The 19,125-nt window shown below is 63.6% G+C and carries 19 protein-coding genes, 1 tRNA gene and 1 pseudogene; 5 read left to right on the forward strand and 16 right to left on the reverse strand.

The window, feature by feature from the left end; translation table 11 throughout:
- Nucleotides 1-50: 50 nt before the first annotated feature.
- The 4 genes from panB to QGN17_RS12125 are packed head-to-tail and all read right to left on the reverse strand — an operon-like array spanning nucleotide 51 to nucleotide 2,816.
- Entirely contained in the window at nucleotides 51-908 is an 858-nt protein-coding gene (gene panB / locus QGN17_RS12110) for a 3-methyl-2-oxobutanoate hydroxymethyltransferase (RefSeq protein WP_281044739.1), read from the reverse strand.
- A gap of 11 nt (nucleotides 909-919) precedes the next feature.
- Complete coding sequence (locus tag QGN17_RS12115; protein WP_281044740.1) at nucleotides 920-1,537, reverse strand: hypothetical protein; 618 nt, start codon at nucleotides 1,535-1,537, stop codon at nucleotides 920-922.
- A complete protein-coding gene (locus QGN17_RS12120; protein WP_281044741.1) occupies nucleotides 1,537-1,884 on the reverse strand; it encodes an ArsC family reductase in 348 nt (115 codons plus the stop codon). Before QGN17_RS12120 ends, QGN17_RS12115 begins: the two co-directional genes overlap by 1 nt.
- Nucleotides 1,881-2,816, reverse strand: coding sequence for a cobalamin-binding protein (locus QGN17_RS12125; protein ID WP_281044742.1), 936 nt, complete (start codon nucleotides 2,814-2,816; stop codon nucleotides 1,881-1,883). Before QGN17_RS12125 ends, QGN17_RS12120 begins: the two co-directional genes overlap by 4 nt.
- Nucleotides 2,817-2,940: 124 nt before the next feature.
- Here QGN17_RS12125 and QGN17_RS12130 point away from each other — a divergent pair, with 124 nt between their 5' ends.
- Complete coding sequence (locus QGN17_RS12130) at nucleotides 2,941-3,771, forward strand: alpha/beta fold hydrolase (RefSeq protein ID WP_281044743.1); 831 nt, start codon at nucleotides 2,941-2,943, stop codon at nucleotides 3,769-3,771.
- 42 nt (nucleotides 3,772-3,813) lie between these two features.
- On the opposite strand, the pseudogene QGN17_RS12135 reads toward QGN17_RS12130, so the two are convergent.
- Nucleotides 3,814-3,993: pseudogene (locus QGN17_RS12135) on the reverse strand (hypothetical protein); the annotation flags it as partial.
- Nucleotides 3,994-4,112: 119 nt separating this feature from the next.
- On the opposite strand from QGN17_RS12135, the gene QGN17_RS12140 reads away from it, so the two are divergent.
- Nucleotides 4,113-4,988, forward strand: coding sequence for a nickel/cobalt efflux transporter (locus QGN17_RS12140; RefSeq protein ID WP_281044744.1), 876 nt, complete (start codon nucleotides 4,113-4,115; stop codon nucleotides 4,986-4,988).
- Nucleotides 4,989-5,006: 18 nt separating this feature from the next.
- Entirely contained in the window at nucleotides 5,007-5,273 is a 267-nt protein-coding gene (locus QGN17_RS12145; protein ID WP_281044745.1) for a metal-sensing transcriptional repressor, read from the forward strand.
- A 178-nt stretch (nucleotides 5,274-5,451) separates the two neighbouring features.
- Here QGN17_RS12145 and QGN17_RS12150 read toward each other — a convergent pair whose 3' ends face one another.
- The 11 genes from QGN17_RS12150 to QGN17_RS12200 all read right to left on the reverse strand — a co-directional run bounded on the left by QGN17_RS12150 (nucleotide 5,452) and on the right by QGN17_RS12200 (nucleotide 17,016).
- Nucleotides 5,452-8,733, reverse strand: coding sequence for a type I restriction endonuclease subunit R (locus tag QGN17_RS12150; RefSeq protein WP_281044746.1), 3,282 nt, complete (start codon nucleotides 8,731-8,733; stop codon nucleotides 5,452-5,454).
- Entirely contained in the window at nucleotides 8,730-9,152 is a 423-nt protein-coding gene (locus tag QGN17_RS12155) for a hypothetical protein (protein WP_281044747.1), read from the reverse strand. The genes QGN17_RS12150 and QGN17_RS12155 overlap by 4 nt, the downstream gene beginning before the upstream one ends.
- Complete coding sequence (locus QGN17_RS12160; protein ID WP_281044748.1) at nucleotides 9,149-10,525, reverse strand: restriction endonuclease subunit S; 1,377 nt, start codon at nucleotides 10,523-10,525, stop codon at nucleotides 9,149-9,151. The genes QGN17_RS12155 and QGN17_RS12160 overlap by 4 nt, the downstream gene beginning before the upstream one ends.
- The gene (locus tag QGN17_RS12165; RefSeq protein WP_281044749.1) at nucleotides 10,525-12,099 is read right to left on the reverse strand and encodes a class I SAM-dependent DNA methyltransferase; all 1,575 of its coding nucleotides are present in this window, start codon (nucleotides 12,097-12,099) and stop codon (nucleotides 10,525-10,527) included. Before QGN17_RS12165 ends, QGN17_RS12160 begins: the two co-directional genes overlap by 1 nt.
- 136 nt (nucleotides 12,100-12,235) lie before the next feature.
- Nucleotides 12,236-12,862: an ankyrin repeat domain-containing protein gene (locus tag QGN17_RS12170; RefSeq protein WP_281044750.1), complete on the reverse strand. Its 627-nt coding sequence runs from the start codon at nucleotides 12,860-12,862 to the stop codon at nucleotides 12,236-12,238.
- A 54-nt stretch (nucleotides 12,863-12,916) separates the two neighbouring features.
- Nucleotides 12,917-14,017, reverse strand: a complete 1,101-nt coding sequence (locus QGN17_RS12175; protein WP_281044751.1) for a tyrosine-type recombinase/integrase — start codon at nucleotides 14,015-14,017, stop codon at nucleotides 12,917-12,919.
- A 2-nt stretch (nucleotides 14,018-14,019) separates the two neighbouring features.
- Nucleotides 14,020-14,499, reverse strand: coding sequence for a helix-turn-helix domain-containing protein (locus QGN17_RS12180; protein ID WP_281044752.1), 480 nt, complete (start codon nucleotides 14,497-14,499; stop codon nucleotides 14,020-14,022).
- A gap of 9 nt (nucleotides 14,500-14,508) precedes the next feature.
- Entirely contained in the window at nucleotides 14,509-14,691 is a 183-nt protein-coding gene (locus tag QGN17_RS12185; protein ID WP_281044753.1) for a helix-turn-helix domain-containing protein, read from the reverse strand.
- 100 nt (nucleotides 14,692-14,791) lie between these two features.
- On the reverse strand, nucleotides 14,792-15,505 hold the full coding sequence (locus QGN17_RS12190) for a hypothetical protein (RefSeq protein ID WP_281044755.1): 714 nt from the start codon (nucleotides 15,503-15,505) through the stop codon (nucleotides 14,792-14,794).
- 40 nt (nucleotides 15,506-15,545) lie between these two features.
- The gene (locus tag QGN17_RS12195; RefSeq protein ID WP_281044756.1) at nucleotides 15,546-16,766 is read right to left on the reverse strand and encodes a tyrosine-type recombinase/integrase; all 1,221 of its coding nucleotides are present in this window, start codon (nucleotides 16,764-16,766) and stop codon (nucleotides 15,546-15,548) included.
- A 163-nt stretch (nucleotides 16,767-16,929) separates the two neighbouring features.
- Nucleotides 16,930-17,016: transfer RNA gene (locus QGN17_RS12200), tRNA-Leu, on the reverse strand.
- A gap of 144 nt (nucleotides 17,017-17,160) precedes the next feature.
- Between QGN17_RS12200 and QGN17_RS12205 the strand changes: the two genes are divergently transcribed.
- Complete coding sequence (locus QGN17_RS12205) at nucleotides 17,161-18,096, forward strand: complex I NDUFA9 subunit family protein (RefSeq protein ID WP_281044758.1); 936 nt, start codon at nucleotides 17,161-17,163, stop codon at nucleotides 18,094-18,096.
- Between the two features lie 111 nt (nucleotides 18,097-18,207).
- Entirely contained in the window at nucleotides 18,208-19,017 is an 810-nt protein-coding gene (locus QGN17_RS12210) for an undecaprenyl-diphosphate phosphatase (RefSeq protein ID WP_281044759.1), read from the forward strand.
- Nucleotides 19,018-19,125: the final 108 nt, after the last annotated feature.

The raw sequence follows: 19,125 nt of genomic DNA on the forward strand, positions 1-19,125 counted from the left end.
GCCCTCAAAATTCGGCGGACCTTAGCGATGAGTCGGGCCGAACGGAACAGCTACTTGGGGGCGTATGTCTCGGCCGCGGTGGGAAAGGCGCGCGAGCGCACCTCGGCGGCATAGCTCTCGGCCGCGGACGCGATGCGGCCGGCGAGATCGTCATAGCGCTTCACGAAACGCGCGGTGCGCTCGAACATGCCCAGCATGTCGTCGATCACCAGCACCTGCCCGTCACATTCCACCGACGCGCCGATGCCGATCGTCGGACAGGTGACCTCCCTGGTGATCTTCGCCGCAATCGGCTCGACCACGCCCTCGATCACCAGCAGGAAGGCACCGGCATCCGAGATCGCCTTCGCGTCGCGAAGGATCTTGGCCTCCTCCTCCGCGCTGCGGCCGCGCGCGCCGTATCCGCCGAGCGCGTTAACCGCCTGCGGGGTGAGGCCGACATGGCCGCATACCGGAATGCCGCGCTGGGCGAGGAAGGCGACGGTCGGCGCCATCGCCTCGCCGCCCTCCAGCTTGACGCCGGCCGCGCCCGTTTCCGCCATGATCCGCGAGGCCGAGGCGAAGGCCTGTTCGGGGCTCTGCTCGTAGCTGCCGAACGGCATGTCGATGATGACGACCGAATGATAGGAGCCGCGCACCACCGCCGCGCCATGCGCGCACATCATGTCGAGCGTGACCTGCAGCGTGGAAGGCAGGCCGTAGATCACCTGCCCCAGACTGTCGCCGACCAGCAGCACGTCGCAATGCGGATCGAGCAGCTGCGCCATGCGCGCGGTGTAGGCGGTGAGCATGACGATCGGCTGGCCGCCCTTGCGCTGGCCGATGGCCGGCACGGTGAGCCGCTTCATCGGCGCCGGCGTCGGGTGCGCGCGGCTCGTCGAGGTGTCGAGCGTGAAGGTGGTGGACATGGGCGGGAGGCCTAGCCTGCGGGCGGCGGGAAGTCGAGGATGGCGGCGGTATAGTCCTCCACCACCAGACTGAACGGCGTGCCGTCGGGCGTCGCCAGCACCGCGCGATGCTCCAGCACGTGGTGTGGGATGGCGAGCGGCGTGGTCCCGTGTGGCGGACCGGGCAGGCGGCTCATCTCCCACCCCGCCGGCAGCGGCGACCAGAGCAGGGTCGCGGCGAGCGTGTGGCGGGAGAAATGCAGCGCCTGCACCGCGCGCCCGAAGGCGACGTCGCTCGTCTCCAGCGCCCTGTTCATGTCGGGGGTGAGCCGGGCGGGCACGTACCAATTGTCCGCTTCCGACAGCACATGATCCCCGCACCGCAGGCGGACGCTGCGATAGGCGACCGGCGTCGCCGCATCGACGCGCAGCGCGGCGCGCACCTCCGCCGTCGCGGGCTTGTCCTGCCCCCGCACGCGCTCGGCCACCACCTTGGCGCCCGGATCGGCGAGCCGGTGATCGGCGCACCAGCGATCGAGCGTCAGCGTCGCGCTGTCGTGGCTGAGCAGATCGGCGTTGAGCGTCTGGACCAGCGCCAGCGCCTCGACCCGCGCGATCGGCGTGTCCGGCCAGGGGAGCGCGACGGGCATCAGGCGAAGGCCGCCTCGTAGCGTTCCGGCTTGAAGCCGACCAGCGTATGCCCGCCGAGATCGAGCACCGGCCGCTTGATCATCGAGGGCTGGGCCAGCATCAGCTCGATCGCCTTTTCGGCGTCGATCCCCTCGCGGTCGGCGTCCGGCAGCTTGCGGAAGGTGGTGCCGGCGCGGTTGAGCACCGTCTCCCAGCCATGCTCGGCCACCCACGTGTCGAGTTCCGGCCGGCCGATGCCGGAGGCCTTGTAGTCGTGGAAATCATAGGCGACGCCATGATCGTCCAGCCACGTCCGCGCCTTCTTCATCGTGTCGCAATTCTTGATGCCGTAGATGGTGACGCTCACGCGAAGCTCTCCTGTTTCACCCGGACCCAGCCGGTGCCCTCGTGCCCGAAATCGACGCCGGGATGGAAGATTTCGGCCAGCATCTCGGTCGATTCGACGAGGCGGGGGCCGGGCCGGTTGAAGAAATATTGCCCGTCGATGGCATAGACCCGCCCCTCGCGCACCGCGCGCAGCCCCTGCCAACGCGGATCGGTGGCGAGCGTGGGCAGTTCGGCGAGCGTCTGCGGGATGCGGAAGCCGCAGGGCATCAGCACGATCAGGTCCGGATCGGCGGCGATCATGTCGTCCCACTCCAGCCACGGCGAATGTTGCCCCGGCACCGCGAGCAGATTCTCACCACCGGCGGCCGCGACTAGCTCGGGCACCCAGTTGCCGGCGACCATCAGCGGATCGAGCCACTCGATCGCCGCCACACGCGGCTTGGCGAGACCGGCGACGCGCGCCGACACCGCCGCGATCCGCGCCTTGAGATCGGCGACCACCGCCTCCGCCTGCGCTTCCGCTCCCAGCGCCTTGCCGACCCGCGCGAAATCGCCCCACACGTCGCCCATGTCATCCGGCGCGAGGCTGACGAGATCGGGCGCGGTGCCGGTCCAGTCGGACAGCGCCTCGTCGAGATCGGACGGGGTGACCGCGCAGACCGCGCAGTGCGTCTGGGTCAGCACCACGTCTGGCCGGAGCGCGCGAAGCAGCGGCGCATTGACCTCGTAGACCGACAGGCCGGACGCGACGATCTGCTGCACGCGCCGCTCGATCTCGATCGAGACGAGGCCCTTCTCCAGCTTGGTCGCGGTGACCGGCGGCAGCGCGGAGACGGCCGGCGGCCAGTCACATTCGTGGCTGCGCCCGACGATCGCGTCCCCGAAGCCGATCGCGCAGGCGATCTCGGTGGCGCTGGGCAGGAGCGAGACGATGCGGGGCCGTTCGGTCATGCCCCGCGCTCTATCCCCGAAGCGGGAGCGGGTGCACGGAGAATCTGCCCGCCGCCCCTTTGACATCGTGGGACAGTCATCGTTCGCGTGATATGTTCCGGCTTCGCAACGAGGGAGTCGCACGATGGGCACGATCACCACGCAGGACGGCACGACCATCTTCTACAAGGATTGGGGGCCGAAGGACGCGCAGCCGCTCGTCTTCCACCACGGCTGGCCGCTGAGCGCGGACGACTGGGACGCGCAGATGATGTTCTTCCTCGGCGAAGGCTATCGCGTGATCGCGCACGACCGGCGCGGCCACGGCCGATCGAGCCAGACCGACACCGGCAACGAGATGGACACCTACGCCGCCGACGTCATCGAGCTGGCACGCGCGCTGGACCTGAAGAATGCCGTCCATATCGGCCATTCGACCGGCGGCGGCGAAGTCGCGCATTATGTCGCGCGGGCCGAGCCGGGCCGTGTCGCCAAGGCGGTGCTGATCGGCGCGGTGCCGCCGATCATGCTCAAGACCGATGCCAATCCGGGCGGGCTCCCGATCGAGGTCTTCGACGGTCTGCGCGCCGCCCTGCTCGCCAATCGCGCGCAATTCTTCCTCGATCTGCCGACCGGCCCCTTCTACGGCTTCAACCGCGAGGGTGCGGAGATCAGCGAAGGCGTGATCCGCAACTGGTGGCGGCAGGGCATGATGGGCGGCGCCAAGGCGCATTACGACTGCATCAAGGCGTTCAGCGAGACCGATTTCACCGAGGATCTGAAAGCGATCGAGGTGCCGGTGCTGGTGATGCACGGCATCGACGACCAGATCGTGCCTTATGCCGATGCCGGCCCGCTTTCCGCCAAGCTGCTGAAGAACGGCACGCTGAAGAGCTACGAAGGCTATCCGCACGGCATGGCGACCACCCATGCCGACGTGATCAACGCCGACCTGCTGGCGTTCATCCGCAGCTGATCGATGGTGCGAGGGGGCGGTGCGTAACCGCCCCCTCGCCCGTCACCCCTTGCAGCGGCGCGCGCTCTGCAGGCCGCGCAGGAAGCCGCGCCGCGCGAGACCGGCATCGACCGCGTCGTTGAGCCGGCGCTGGGCGGGCGCCGCACCCGAAATCTCGCGTACCAGCCCGCGGAACGGGATGATCGCGTTGACGATCGACTTTCCGCCCGCCTCGGCGAGCTTTCGGTCAACGCCGCCTTGCCATCATCGTGGTCGAGCGCGTTTCCGCCGAAAGTGCCACGTGGCGACATATCCCCTCTAGGGGGATAGGAATGTGATCGAATCGATGCTAGCCATGGCTGATGACTTCACTTACCGATCTCCTGCAGCAGAGCGCTGCGCACGCCTGGCTCTTCATCCCGAGCGCCATCCTTCTCGGTGCGCTGCACGGTCTTGAACCCGGCCACTCCAAGACCATGATGGCGGCGTTCATCGTCGCCGTCCGGGGGACGGTGAAGCAGGCGATCCTGCTCGGCCTTGCCGCGACGGTCTCCCATACGGCCGTCGTCTGGATCGTGGCGCTGGGCGGCGTCTATCTCTTCCAGGGATTAAGCCCGGCGAGCGTAGAACCTTATCTGCAATTCGCCTCCGGCCTGCTGATCGTCGGCGTGGCGCTCTGGATGATCTGGCAGACCCGGCGCGAACAGCTCCATGCGCACGATCACGATCACGATCATGACCACGGGCATCACCACGACCACGATCATCCGCATGACCATGACCATGATCACGATCATCAACCCCACCGGCACGACGAGCGGGAGACGCTCGATCACGTCCTCGACGTGACTGACGGCGGCTACCAGGATGCCCATGAGCGCCAGCACGCCGAAGACATCCGCCGCCGCTTCGCCGGCCGCGAGGTAACGACGGGGCAGATCGTGGTGTTCGGCCTGACCGGCGGGCTCATCCCCTGCCCCGGCGCGATCACCGTGCTGCTGCTCTGCCTCCAGCTCAAGCGCATCGCGCTCGGCTCGGTGCTGGTGCTGTGCTTCAGCATCGGCCTCGCCCTCACCATGGTCGCCTCGGGCGTCATCGCCGCGATGAGCGTGAAATATGCGGAAAGGACGTTCTCGGGCTTCGGCTCACTCGTGCGCAAGGCGCCCTATGCCAGTGGCCTCGTCATCCTGTGCGTCGGTCTCTATGTCGCGTTTACGGGCTGGCATACCCTCCCGTGAGGAAAGGACCCCCGCCCGATGAGCCACGCCGCCAACCCCGAGATGCTGAACCGGCTGCGGCGTGCCCATGGGCACCTCGCGAAGATCATCGACATGCTGGCCGAAGGGCGCGAGGGGCTGCTGATCGCCCAGCAGATGCAGGCGGTCGTCTCCGCTCTCGAAAAGACGAAAACGCTGCTCGTCACCGATCATATCGAGCATCATCTCGAGGATCTGATCGGCCCGCTGCCCAGCGAGACACGCGCCGAACTCGCCAAGCTCGGCGAATTCGCCAAATACCTCTGAACGAGAAACGGGATATTCCAAGATCGTCTAGGGACAGCAAAGCCCTAGCGTAAATGGTGCCAGAAGAGGCATCCAATCACCCGCATAATATGTTGATATTATTAGATTATTTATCTTGCGCAAATAAAAAGGCCCCCAGAAAAGCCCCCAATCAAGTTTCCTGGCCCAAATTTTTCAGCTATGCCCAGTCACGAGCAAGCGCCTCGGCCTGCTGAAGCACGCCTAGAACCGCCTCATCTTGCAGGTCGGGCGGATACCCATATTTCCGCAGCAAACGCTTCACTAGCCTCCGTATGTTAGCGCGCGCCGAAGTCCTCTGAGTCCAATCAATGGTGACATTGCTCTTCACCGTCACAACCAACTCATGCGCGATGAGACGCAAAGCCGGTTCGCCCATGGCTTCGCGCGCGCTCTCATTTTCCGCGAGCGCGTCATAGAAGGCGACTTCCTCATCGTTCAGGCCGCTTTCCTCGCCGCGTTGCCGGGCTTCGCGGATTTCCTTTGCGAGCCGAATCAACTCATCCAGCACTTCGGCAGTCGTAAGCGCGTTCGCGTGATAGCGGGCGATGGCCGACTCAAGCCGTTCGGTGAATGCGCGTGACTGGGTGACGTTCGCCTTGCTGCGCGCCTTCACTTCCCCCTTGATAAGTTTGCGCAGCGCTTCGATCGCCAAATTCTTTTGCGGGTTGTCGCGCACTTCGGCGAGGAAGGCGTCGGACAGGATCGAGATGTCAGGGGACTCGATGCCGGCGGCGCGCATGATGTCGATGATGTCGGTAGAGACAACGGCGCGACTGACGATTTGCTGGATCGCCATCTCGCGATCGGCGGCGCTGCGCTTGCCCGATGTCGCCGTACTTTTGGCCAAGGCCGCTCGGATCGCCTGAAAGAAGCCCACCTCATCGCGGATCACGGCTGCGCCCTCGCTGGCCGATGCGAGGGCGAACGCTTTGGAGAGCGCAATGACGGCATCGGGATATCGCCGATGCGCCGCCTTCTTAGCCTCGTCCGTTGTCGCCTCAGCGGCGTCGGCTTGGTGTAGCTCCAATATCCAGTTCATCGAACCGGCCATGATTGCCAGCCGCTTGCCGGAAGTTGCTTCCGATGAGAGCACCGGTCGATAATCAAAGCCACCCGGCTGATCCGGCCGGAACATCGATCGCACAACCTCATACTTCTCCTGCATCACGCGCACGGCTTGCGCTTCGTCGATGCCGGTCTGTTCGCGGTCGCCGCCGGAATATTGCCCCAGCGCAGATTTCAGATTCTGTGCGATGCCGATGTAATCGACCACCAGCCCGGCCGGCTTGTCGCGAAACACGCGATTGACGCGGGCGATGGCCTGCATCAGCCCATGCCCCTTCATCGGTTTGTCGATATACATCGTGTGCATCGATGGGGCATCAAAACCCGTCAGCCACATATCGCGCACAATCACCAGCTTGAGCGAATCGGCTGCGTCTTTCGCCCGCTTCGCAATCAGTTCGCGTCGCGCCTTTGGTCGCTTGCCGATATGCTTCTGCCAAGCCGCCGGATCGGAGGCCGCCCCAGTCATTACGACTTTGACCGCGCCGGATTCGTCATCGTCGCTATGCCATTCGGGGCGCAGTTTCACGATCGCATCATAAAGCGCTACGCAGATGCGGCGGCTCATGCAAACGATCATAGCCTTTCCGTCCAGCGCCTCGATCCTTGCCCCGAAGTGGCGCACCAGATCGTCGGCGACCATCTCCAGCCGCTTGTCGGAACCGACAACGGCTTCGACGCTCGCCCATCGACGCTTCAGTCGTTCCTGTTCGCTGTCCGCTTCCTCTTCCGTAAGGTCGGCAACTTCGGCATCGATCTTGGGCTTTTCGTCTTCGTCCAGTTCGATGCGCGCTAGGCGGCTTTCATAGTAGATCGGCACCGTCGCGCCGTCCTCAACCGCGCGAGCGATGTCATACACGTCGATATAGTCGCCGAAGACGGCACGCGTATTCACGTCCTGCGCTTCAACGGGCGTGCCGGTAAAGCCGATGAACGAAGCGTTCGGCAGCGCATCGCGCATATATTTGGCGAAGCCGTAGGAGACATCGCCCTCCTTCGACACCTTGGCGCGCAAACCATACTGGCTGCGGTGCGCTTCGTCGGCGATCACGATGACGTTGCGGCGGATCGTCAAAGCGTCGATTTCGCCGCCACCTTCCGGCGCGAACTTCTGCAATGTGGTGAAGATCACGCCGCCGGATTGCCGATCGAGCAGGCGACGCAGATCGGCGCGGTCGGCGGCTTGCTGCGGAGTCTGGCGCAACAGGTCGCGCGCCATGCCGAATGTCGCAAAAAGCTGATCGTCCAGATCGTTGCGATCGGTCAGCACCACCAGCGTTGGGTTCGCCATCACGGGATGCTTGACGATCAGCCCGGCATAGAAGGCCATCAACAGGCTCTTGCCCGATCCCTGCGTGTGCCAGATCACGCCAATGCGCTTGTCGCCCGGCGGATGATTTTCAGCGACTGGCAGGCCATAGCCACGCGGATTTTCGCGAACCGATCCCCCTTGCGGTGCCGTCATCGGGAAAGCGCCCGGTCGCGGTTTCGGTGCAAACTTGCCGACTTCGACGCCCGGCAATGCGCGCACCGTCGCTTCGACAGCGCGCAGCGCAGCGTGGAATTGATGATAGCCGGCCATGATCTTGATCGTCGTCTCGCCGGTATCGGCGAACAACGTGAAGTCGCGGATCACCGTCAGGAAGCGCGCTGGATCGAATACGCCTTTCAGCACCGTTTGCAGCTCTGGCGATCCCTTGGGTTCGATATCCTCGCCGTCGATCGTGCGCCAGGGCATGAAGCGCTCGCGGTCGGCGGTCAGCGATCCGACGCGGGCAGCCAGGCCGTCGGAAATCACCAGCGCCGCATTGGTGCGGAACAACGACGGGATTTGCTCGCGGTACGTTTGGAGCTGATTGAATGCGCCATCGAGCGTGGCGTTTTCATCCCCCGGATTTTTCAGCTCGATCACACCCAGAGGCAGGCCGTTGACGAACAGCACCACATCCGGCCGGCGGTTCGCCTTGTTCTCAATCACCGTGAACTGATTGACCGCCAGCCAATCGTTCGCGAGCGGGTCTTCCATATCGATAAGCAGCGCCTGTTCGCCGCCGATGCTGCCATCCGACCGCCGCACCTCGATCGGCACACCCTCGACCAGATAGCGGTGCAGCCGCCGGTTCTCCTCGATCGGCGATGGCGATTCTGCCTGAAGCACTTTGGCGATCACGCTCGCACGTTCATCGGCGGCGAGCGCCGGATTCAGCCGTTCAATAGCAGCGGCCAGTCGGTCGGCCAGCACCACATCGCTATAGCTTGCACGCTCCGGCTCAGAGCCATCGGGGCCGATCAGAAAGCCGTTCGCGGTGGCCCAGCCGCATTCCGCCAGCCATTCGAGTGCTGCTTCCTCGACATGGCTTTCAGCGAATTTCATCCGGCCAGCTCAGCCTTTGTTACGGTCAGAAGGCGATCGGTAATCTGGCCCAGCTCTGCGATGCTCTTCGGCGCGAAGCACACCAGGTCAGCGTTCCCAAGTTGATCCATATGCTGAAGCGCGCTGTGCCGGCCGTAGGACGTTCCGCCATTGGACGCAGGCTTTGTGTGGAGCTGTGCGGCTGGCGAAGGCTTGGGTTTGAGCGCGGCGATCAGCGTCGCGCCAGCCGCCCGCTCAGAGCACCACAAATTCGGCGGCCGGCCATCGTTCTTCTCAAGCATCACCTCAACTTCGGCCCCGTCGCCAGCCGTCACGATGTAGCGGGCGGCTTTGCTGGCTTGATGTCCGCGCGGATGCTCGCGAGCGACAGACTCGAACAATGCGATGGCTGCTTGCTTCAGAATGACGCGATCGATCATGCGGCGGCCGCCACCATAATTTCGGCTTCGCGAATGTGAATGTTGCCGGACATCAGCTTAGGCAGAAGAAGGTCGCGTGTAATAGCTAGCGTTTCGCTCTCTCGCTTATTCTCCTCCACCCTTTGAATCAAGGGGCGACAACTCTCCGAAAATTGAGTCATTACAGCACTGGATGGAAGGGAAATCTCAGTGGCACCGACCAGTTCGGGACGAACTGCTGGATAGGCTCCGCCATCAGCTAAATGGGTCAGACGCTCGATATTGCTCGCCGATGTCGCCGCACACCACGTTGCCTCCCGAAACGCTATTTGTTTCGGCCGCAATACCGCAAAGCCAGTGCTACCCGTTAAGCCATCTGCGCCGACATAGGCAAACGAACCATTGCCGGGACGAACGGTGCCGACAATCGTGTCCCCGGATTTAAGCACCCGCCTCGCCCGACTGGGAGCTTCTTCCCATGTCAGATTGGTTGCTGGCTCGATTGTGCCCCATTTGGTGTTTGATAAATCAACGTAATCAATTGCTTCTGGATGATGCTTGGCTCCCCAGACTTCCGAGTTGAGGTCGGCGATATCTATCAGCGTACCCGACGACCAACCTTCCGGCAGTTCGTTCTCGTCAAACTTGCTAGGAAATAGCGCCCAGATTTCGGACGACAGATACGGAGTGCGCCCTTCGATCTTCGAGAGAGTGGGACCGAAATCAACAAACCAGTCTTTGAAGATCGCCCGCGCCATCGCCTCCAGCGTCTCATTCATCCGCCGGTTCAACTCGATCTTATCGTCAAGCGGCTGAAGCACGCTCACAATTCGATCCTGTTCGGCCCGCGACGGCGCGCACAGATGAAACGCCTTCACTTCAGGGAAATAGATCGTCGGATGAACACTGCCTACGGCGAACATGCGCAGCGCCCGCGTTTCGGAAAGCAGCGCGTATTTCAGAAAATCAGGGTTCAACGCATCGCCGCAAACCCAATTCACGAAATCCTGACTCGTGGCCATCGGGCGACCCATCTTGACGACATAGCCAACAGATGCGGTGCGCGAGAGGCATATCGTGCCGGCCGGGCAAATTCGCGCCGATGAGTTGGCAATTCCAAGATCATTCGTGCGTTCGGCGGTATCGAAAATCTCGCGTCCGTGATTGCCGGTAGCGTCGCGCGTGCCGATCCAAGGCACGTCTCCACCCCAATATTCCGGAACCTTCCTGCTAGGCGTGTGCCCGCTCTCCAGTCGCGCGAGGTCGGTCAACTTCTGCCACGACCAACCGTTCGCCGCGTCGCGCAGCGGCTTTCCCACCGAAATGCAGCGATCACCCGGAATGATTGCAGCGGTGGCGTTTCGTCCTCCCGTCTGCGTGTCAGCGCGTGCCATCAGGACAGCACCAGAGCAAGCTGCCGGCGTATCAGGTCGGAAAGGCGATCCGCCTCCAGAAACTGCGCATCGAGTTGCTTTGTCAGCACCCCTAGTCGCTCTTCGATAGGCAAGTCATCCTCTTCGGATGCAGCCGCGCCGACATAACGGCCGGGAGTAAGGACATGGGCTTGCGATCGCACTTCATCCAGCGTCGCCGATTTGCAGACGCCCGGTACATCAGCATAGCCCGACGCTCCCGCTTCTCCCCGCCATGCGTGGTAGGTATCGGCGATTGTCGCGATGTCTGTGTCGGTCAGCTCGCGTCGCACGCGATCGACCATGACGCCCATCTTTCGGGCATCGATGAAAAGAACTTCGCCGCGCCGATCGCGCCAGCCGCCACCCGGATTCTTATTCCGCGCTAGAAACCACAGGCAAACCGGAATCTGCGTGGAATAGAAGAGCTGCCCCGGAAGTGCGATCATGCAATCGACCACATCCGCTTCGATCATCGCACGGCGGATCGCATCTTCACCGCTCTGCCCGGATGACATCGATCCATTGGCGAGCACCACTCCCGCAACGCCATTGGGTGCAAGATGCGCGTGTATGTGCTGAAGCCAGGCATAGTTGGCGTTGCCAACCGGCGGTGCGCCGAAGGTCCAGCGCGCATCTTCCCTTAAGGCGTCGCCGCCCCAGTCCGACACATTGAACGGGGGATTGGCGAGGATGTAATCGAAACGAAGGTCCTTCAGCTCATCGCGAATGAAGCTGCCTTCGTTGTTCCACCGTATGTCAGAATCGATCCCGCGCACGGCGAGATTCATCTTAGCCAGCCGCCAAGTCGTATAGTTGCTTTCCTGCCCATAGATGGCGATGTCGCCCACCCGGCCACCGTGGCTTTCGACGAACTTTTCCGACTGCACGAACATGCCGCCTGATCCGCAACAAGGATCATAGACGCGGCCCTTGTACGGCTCGATCATCTCGACCAGCACACGCACCACGGATTGCGCGGTGTAGAATTCACCTCCGCGCTTGCCTTCCGCCCCGGCGAAGCCGCCCAGGAAATACTCATAGACGCGGCCCAGCAGATCGCGCGCCTTCCCGTCTGGCTCGCCAACCGCGATGCCCGAAATCAGGTCGATCAGCTCACCCAGCATCACCTTGTCGAGCGCCGGGCGATTGTAATCCTTTGGCAGCACGCCCTTTAGATTGGCGTTGGCGTCTTCGATCGCCTGCATCGCGTCATCGACCAGCTTCCCGATCGTCGGCTGCCGCGCGCTCGCTTGAAGGAAGGACCAACGCGCTTCGGCTGGCACCCAGAAGATATTGTCGGCCAGATATTCATCCGGGTCTTCAGCGGCGAGCGCGTCTTCCTCCAGCAGCTCCGCATGGCGAGCCTCGAACGCGACCGAGATGTGCCGCAGAAAGATCAGGCCCAGCGCGACATGCTTGTAATCGGACGGCTCCAGATTCTTACGGAGCTTATCGGCGGCCAGGAAAAGCTGCGCCTCGAAACCCAGTGTCGCGCCGTTGGACGCCTTCTTCTGTGCCGGCGCAGAATCCTTGCGCGGCCGTCCCCGTGGCATATTTGAACGCTCCCCCGATACTCGCCAGCTGGCTGCAGCGCTTTTTAGTGCTGATCCACAAGATTTGGCAACGCGTTGGCGCGATTGCCCATCAAGAAGCATGCAAAGCGGTCAGCTCGCTTGCCGACATCAAAAATTAAGGTTGCTCGTGGAGTATCCACCGATCAACACACCACTCCACTGGCTTCGCGTCGCTGCCGCCGAGCCGCCGCGCGATTTCCGCGCCGGTCAGCGCGCCGTGCTGCCGCAGGATCGCCAGCAGCACCGGGCGGGGCCGCCCCTTCGCCACCGCCTCGCGATCGAGAAAGCGGAGATAGGCATTCGGATCGGCGCGCTCTTCGGCGGTGGGATCGCCGAGCGATGGCCCCGGAATCTGCTCCCACGCCTCGAACCAATAGTCGAAATCGGCCGTGTCGTAGACGCTTTCCCATCGCTCGCCGCACCCGCGATTGGGATCGACGCCGCGCTCCAGTAGCAGGCGAAGCATGTCCGCATCCTGCGCGAAGATAGGGCCGATCAAGATACTCGTCCCCTCGTCACAAAGCGCGGCCGGGTCGGCACCGAGATCGATCAGCGCCGTGACGATTTCGCACCGACGCTCGCGATTCTCTCCGCTCATCACGCGCGCCATCGCTTCCCCGAGAAACGATTCGCCGCACCGGCCGCACGCGTTCAGGTCAGCGCCCGACGCCACGGCGCGACGAAGCGCGGCGATGTCGGCACGCTCGGCGGCGTCTAGCAGATCGTCGCAGTCGCCCGGCACGATGCCCTCCCGCAGCGGTCTTAACGCCTACGCCTCCCGGTCGCAAAGCGACTGTCAGGCGGGCTGGCGCTCCAATAGCCGTGCAAGAACTGCCCGGACCTTGGGATCGTCGAGCGGGTCGGTCATATCGCCCGCCTCGCCCAGCCCCCGGATCAGTTCCGCCTGCCGGTGGTCGGGCACGGTGCCGTAGCTCGTCAGCGTGGTCAGCACATGGGCATGACCAAGATTCTGCGACCATGCCTTGAACTCTTCCGGCGTCCGGCACGCGCGTTCGCCGAACTGCGCCAGCATGTCGCGGAAGCTGTGCGGGTTGAAATAGGGCAGGCCGGCGGCAGCGAATGCCTCGCGGAAGATGGTTCGGATCGGAGCGGCGGTGCTCCAGCCCCGGCGCGACAGCCCAGCGGCAACGAAGCCGCCCTCGTCGCCCAGCCCGATTTCGGTCGCAGGAAAGAGGGGATCGTCAGCGCTCCAAAATTGGTCGCACTCCAGATAGCCAATCCAGTCCGCGACGATCGCCAGCGCATCGCCGCCGACCGGGAAGAACCAGGTCGTGAAGGTCTTGGCGAACTTGGTGCGAACCTCGCGCCCATCCTGTGTCACCCGCCCCTGCACCAGATCGACATGCTTGAGGCGGAACGACGCCAGCGCGCCATCGCGCGCGCCGGTCAGCAGCGCGAAGGCGATCAGCGCGCGGTTCCGTTTCTCGATCGCCGAGCCGTTGGGAAGGCTGGCGAGCACATGATGCACCTGCGCTGGCGTCGGCACCGCCTTGGGCCGCTTGGCCCGCGCGATGGCCGTCTCTTTCTCAGACAGGTTGAAATAGTCGGCATCGGCATAATGGAGCTGCGATTTGTAGCCGGGCTGGCCGGCGAGCCAGACAAAGAACTCGCGGAGCGCGCGGAGCGTACCGTCGATGGTCGATTTGCTCAGCGGCTTTCCCGTCCGATCGTTCCTCTGCTCGCCCAGCTTGCGCTTGAACGCCACCGCCTGTTCGCGATGGAACCGCTTGAAATCGCGATGGCCGATAGCGTCCTCGAAGCGGCTGATCGCCTTCGCGGCGGCGTCCACCGATGCGATGCCGCATCGCCGCGCCTCCCGCAGATACTGGAAATACTCCCGCTTGATGCGCGTGTTTGCGGCACTGTGTTTCGCCATGCCTAGGCCTCCTTCGCCAAGTCACAATTCAGGGAGGCCGATCCGCACCCCCTTAGTCGTGGCGATGCCTCCGCCATGTGGACCGCGATTCCCGGCATGACGGCGGCCACGCCGCTCAGCCGAGCGCGGCGGTGCATGATCGTCCCGCACGTATCGCACAGCGCCTTGAGATTGCCGCTGGCCGCGTTGATCGGCACGTAATCCACCATCGCCAGCGCCGGCCGGCGCGGCTCACGGCAGCGGAAGCAATACATCGTGCCGGGCAGGCAGGTCCGTTTCCGATGCCCACGCTGGCGTTCAAGAAACGCACGGAGCACCTTGCCGTCGAACAGCATCGGGCGGCGGCGATCGATCGGCGCCAGTCCCTTGGTCAGCCAGGCACGCACGCTGTTCTTGTGAACGCCAAGCGTGCGCGCGACATCCTCGACGCTATAGCTGTGGTGCAGCTTGATCCGGCGTGGATTGATCCGCTTGGCGGCCACCGGCCATGCTCACTTCGCGGCGGTGGCGGGCAGGCTCTCGATCAGCGCGTGGATCGATGCCGTCTTGACCAGCGTGCGCCGGCCGAGCTTCACCGTTTCCAGACGGCCCTCGGCGATCAGCGCATAGATCGAGGTGCGGCCCAGGCTGAGCGCCTTGGCGGCGCCATTGATAGAGGTGACGACAGGTTCCATGATTTTGCTCCCTATGCGCTGGCACATTCCAGCGGACACGGCAGAGCATCGGATTGGATCAGCTTTCGGTCGATCGCAAAGGATCGGAAACGGTCGAGAACTATTCCGTATCTTGGAGTTTGCGCCAGAGTTGACGCGCTCTTTCGTTTATGGCGGTGTCGCCCACATCGATATTTCGAGCCGCGATCCAGTCCTTCATCGCCCTTGCGACATCGGCCTGCGTCTTAGGCTTTAAATCGCCAACATAGAGCAACGTCGCCATCGCAGCCCACATCTCTTCCCAATGCCCAGCTCTGGGCTTCCCGCCTGGGTTTTGCTTTGTAGGCGGCTGTGGTTCGTCGGCGGCGCGCAGCGTTGGTGAAAATTTCCGCGGGGCAGGCTGAGTAAAGGTAAAGCGATGAATCTCCAATTGCCTCCGAAGCCGGATCAACATCTCATCAAACAAGGTTTCCGCAGCCCGAAGAACGCTGTCCGTCCGCTGTATTCTATGACGATTGCCGGTAGCCATGCCTGCGATGCCATCGACCTTCCCCTTTAGGAAAACGGCGTATGTTTCAAAGGCTCCATATATCATCGCGAATGCTTCGACATTTTGCGCAACCGCCGACACTTTATCGATCATGCCATCAATGAGCTTTCCGGAAATCTCCTCCATGGCAGATATTGCGACCTTAACGGTACTTCCTGATTGAAGCAGGTGGCGGGCAGCGTGGGAGGCATATATCGCCTTCAATCGTTGATCGAAGCTAGCCCGACTCAAATCGCTGAGATGATCGATGATAAGGCGGACTTGGGCGCGCGCGTTCTGATCCATTCGCTAACGATTGCTGGCGCACGCGAATGTGTCCAGCCGTTCACGATAGAAATTTGGCGAAGGGAATAACGGCTCCACCATCACGAAGCGTATCAACGTGATCACTCCACCACTGCGCCATCGCGACACGCTCATTCCAATGGGCACCGCGATGATAGGCAGCGCGCACCTGATCATTGTCCTTGTGCGCAAGCGCCCGTTCGATCGCGTCGGGCGACCATTTGCCGGATTCGTTCAGCAACGTGCTGGCCATGGCGCGAAAGCCGTGTGCCGTCATTTCGTCGGCCGCGAAACCCATACGGCGGAGCGCCGCCGTGGCCGTATTCTCCGACATCGACTTCGTTGGCTTTCCCAGCGCGGGGAAAACATAGCGGCCGTTTCCAGTCAGTCCCTGTAATTGCTTCAAGATGGCAATCGACTGGCGGGACAGCGGCACGACATGCTCACGGCGCTTCTTCATGCGGGCGGCGGGGATACGCCAGATCGCCGCCTCGAAATCCACTTCCACCCATTCCGCCTGCCGCAGTTCACCCGGCCGGACGAACACATGGGGCGACAATGCCAAAGCGAAGCGCGTGATGGGCTGGCCGCTGTAATCGTCGATAGCCCGTAGCAATTCACCAGCGCGTTTGGGATCGATGATGGCCGCAAGATGCGTCGGGCGCGGCGCCGCGACGGCGCCTAGCAACAGCGCCGCCGGATCGGCCTTCGCTCGCGCCGTCGCCACCGCATAGCGGAACACCCGGCTCGCAAACGCGCGGGTCCGTTTCGCCGTCTCCAGATTGCCCTTGGCTTCTTGTCGCTTGAGCACGGCCAACAGTTCGTGCGGCTCCACCTGATCGACCGGCCGGTGGCCAAGCGCGGGCATCAGCCAGTCCCGCGACCAACGGAGCTTGTTGATGGTGGCAGGCGAGCGCCCCTCCCGCTCCGCCTTTTCGATATATTCGAGCGCGACATCGCCAAAGGTTGTTCCCGCCGCAACCTTGGCGGCGATCCTCTCGCGACGCTTGGCAGCCGCAGGATCGATTCCACCGCTCGCCGCTTCTCGGGCGAGGTCGCGCGCTTTGCGAGCATCGCCAAGCGACACGTCGGGATAGCGTCCGATCGCCAGCTTCCGCTCCATTCCGTGCATCCGATACTTAAGCCGCCAGAGCTTGCCGCCCGATGGCGTCACCAGCAGGTAAAGGCCGGCGCTGTCCGCCAGCTTGTATTCCTTCTCGCGGGGCTTCGCGCTCCGCACCGCCACGTCCGTCAACGCCATCGCGGGGGCCTTTCATGCCCGAATGAGAAAGGCCCCCAAAAAGGCCCCCACATCGAACCCGCTGCGGGCGAACAGAGGCGAACGCCTGCGGTCAATGCAGGCTTAAATATGGCGTATTTTCGGGGTTTTGTCCACTGTTGGCGGCTGCCCGCGAACAGGGAAATGGTGCCCAGAAGAGGACTCGAACCTCCACGACCTTGCGATCGCCAGCACCTGAAGCTGGTGCGTCTACCAATTCCGCCATCTGGGCACGGGGTAGGCGGCGGCCTCTAGCGGCGGGTGCGGAGGGTTGTCAACGCCCCTCACCCACTCTTTTTTGCGAAGCCTTGTTTTCGCAGGCGCGGGAAGGCAATGCGGCTCGCAGAACGGTTCGCGCAAGAATGAGGGTAATACGATGACTCGGCTGGTGACGGTGTTCGGCGGCGGCGGGTTCCTGGGGCGCTATGTCGCGCAGGCGCTGCTGCAGCGCGGCGCGCGGGTGCGGATCGTCGAGCGCGATCCCAAACGCGCCTTCTTCGTGAAGCCGCTCGGCGGCCTCGGCCAGACGCAGTTCATCGCCGCCGAAGTGACCAAGCGCCAGACGGTCGATCGCGCGGTGCAGGGCAGCGACGTGGTGATCAACCTCGTCGGCCTGCTCGCGGGCAACCTGCAGGGTGTGCATGTCGACGGCGCGCGCAACATCGCGGAGGCCGCCAAGGCGGCAGGCGCCGGCGCGCTCGTCCATGTCTCGGCGATCGGCGCGGATGCCGGCTCGGCGGTGCCCTATGCCCGCACCAAGGGCGAAGGCGAGGCAGCCGTGCGCGAGGCCTTCGCCGGTGCCACGATCATCCGCCCCTCGATCATCTTCGGGTCGGAGGATCATTTCATCAACCGCTTCGCGGGCATGATCCAGTCCGCGCCGGCGGTGCCGATCATGAGCGCGGGCACGAAGTTCCAGCCGGTGTTCGTGGCGGACGTCGCCAAGGCGATCGCGACCGCCGCACTGGGCGACGAAACCTTTGCCGGGCGCACGTTCGAGCTGGGCGGGCCGGAGGTGCTGACCATGGGCGAGCTGATCCGCCGCACCGCCACGATGATCGGCGCGACGCCGACCTTCCTCGAACTGCCGGATTCGCTCTCCGGGCTGATCGCGAGCTTCGGCTTTCTGCCGGGCGCGCCGATCACCAAGGATCAGTGGCGGATGCTGAAGCATGACAATGTCACGACGCCGGGTGCAGAGGGTCTCGCCTCGCTCGGCGTGACGCCGACCCCGCTGGGCGCGGTCGCGCCGTCGTGGCTGGTACGCTACCGCCGGCAGGGCCGTTTCGGCGCCGAGCGCAAGGCGGGCTGATCAACCTTTCCCCTCCCCCACCAGGGGGAGGGGGGGGGCACCGCCCACATTGGCAAGAATTAACCTAGCCGCCCCTTCCCTTGTGCGCCGCGATAGGGAAGACAGGCGCGCATGATGATCCTGCAGCCCATCGTCCTCGGCATCGTCGAGGGCCTCACCGAATTCCTGCCCGTCTCCTCGACCGGCCACCTGATCCTCGCGGGCGCGCTGCTCGGCTATGACGACACCGCCTGGGCGACGTTCGACATCGTCATCCAGCTCGGCGCGATCCTGGCGATCGTGGTGCTCTACTGGCGGACTTTCTGGGCGGTGCTGATGGGCCTGATGGCCAGGCGGCCCGAATCGATCCGCTTCGTGCGCAACATCCTGCTCGCCTTCCTGCCCGCCGCCGTGATCGGTCTCGCGCTCCACAAGAAAATCGAGGCGCTGCTGTCCAAGCCCAAGCTGGTCTGCGTGGCGCTGATCGTCGGCGGCATCGCCATCCTGATCATCGAGCGGCTGGCCAAGCGGCAGACCATATCCGGCGTGGCGGACGTGCCGGCCAAGACCACGCTCGGCATCGGCATCGTCCAGTGCCTCGCGATGATCCCCGGCATCAGCCGATCGGGCGCGACGATCATGGGCGCGTTGTCGCTGGGCGTCGAGCGGCGCACGGCGGCCGAGTTCAGCTTCTTCCTCGCCATCCCGACGATGCTGGGCGCGACCGTGGTCGAGCTCGCCAAGAAACCCGTGCCGTTGGCACCGGGCGTCGTCCATGTCGGCGCAGGCGAGATCGCGATCGGCTTCGTCGTCTCCTTCCTAGTCGCGTTGGTGGTGGTGAAGGCGTTCGTCGGCATCGTGACCAAGCATGGCTTCGGCCCCTTCGCCTGGTATCGCATCGTCGCCGGCGCCGGCGCGCTGGCGTGGCTGATGATGAAATAGGGCCGTATCGGCCATAATGTTTTTGCGAATGGATTGCACGTTTTATTTTTGATCAAAAATCGCGCGGTTAAATGTCAGCATAACTGACGTATCGCCGAATCCTTTCGT

The organism is Sphingomonas oryzagri (genome assembly GCF_029906645.1).
Lineage (GTDB): Bacteria > Pseudomonadota > Alphaproteobacteria > Sphingomonadales > Sphingomonadaceae > Solisphingomonas > Solisphingomonas oryzagri.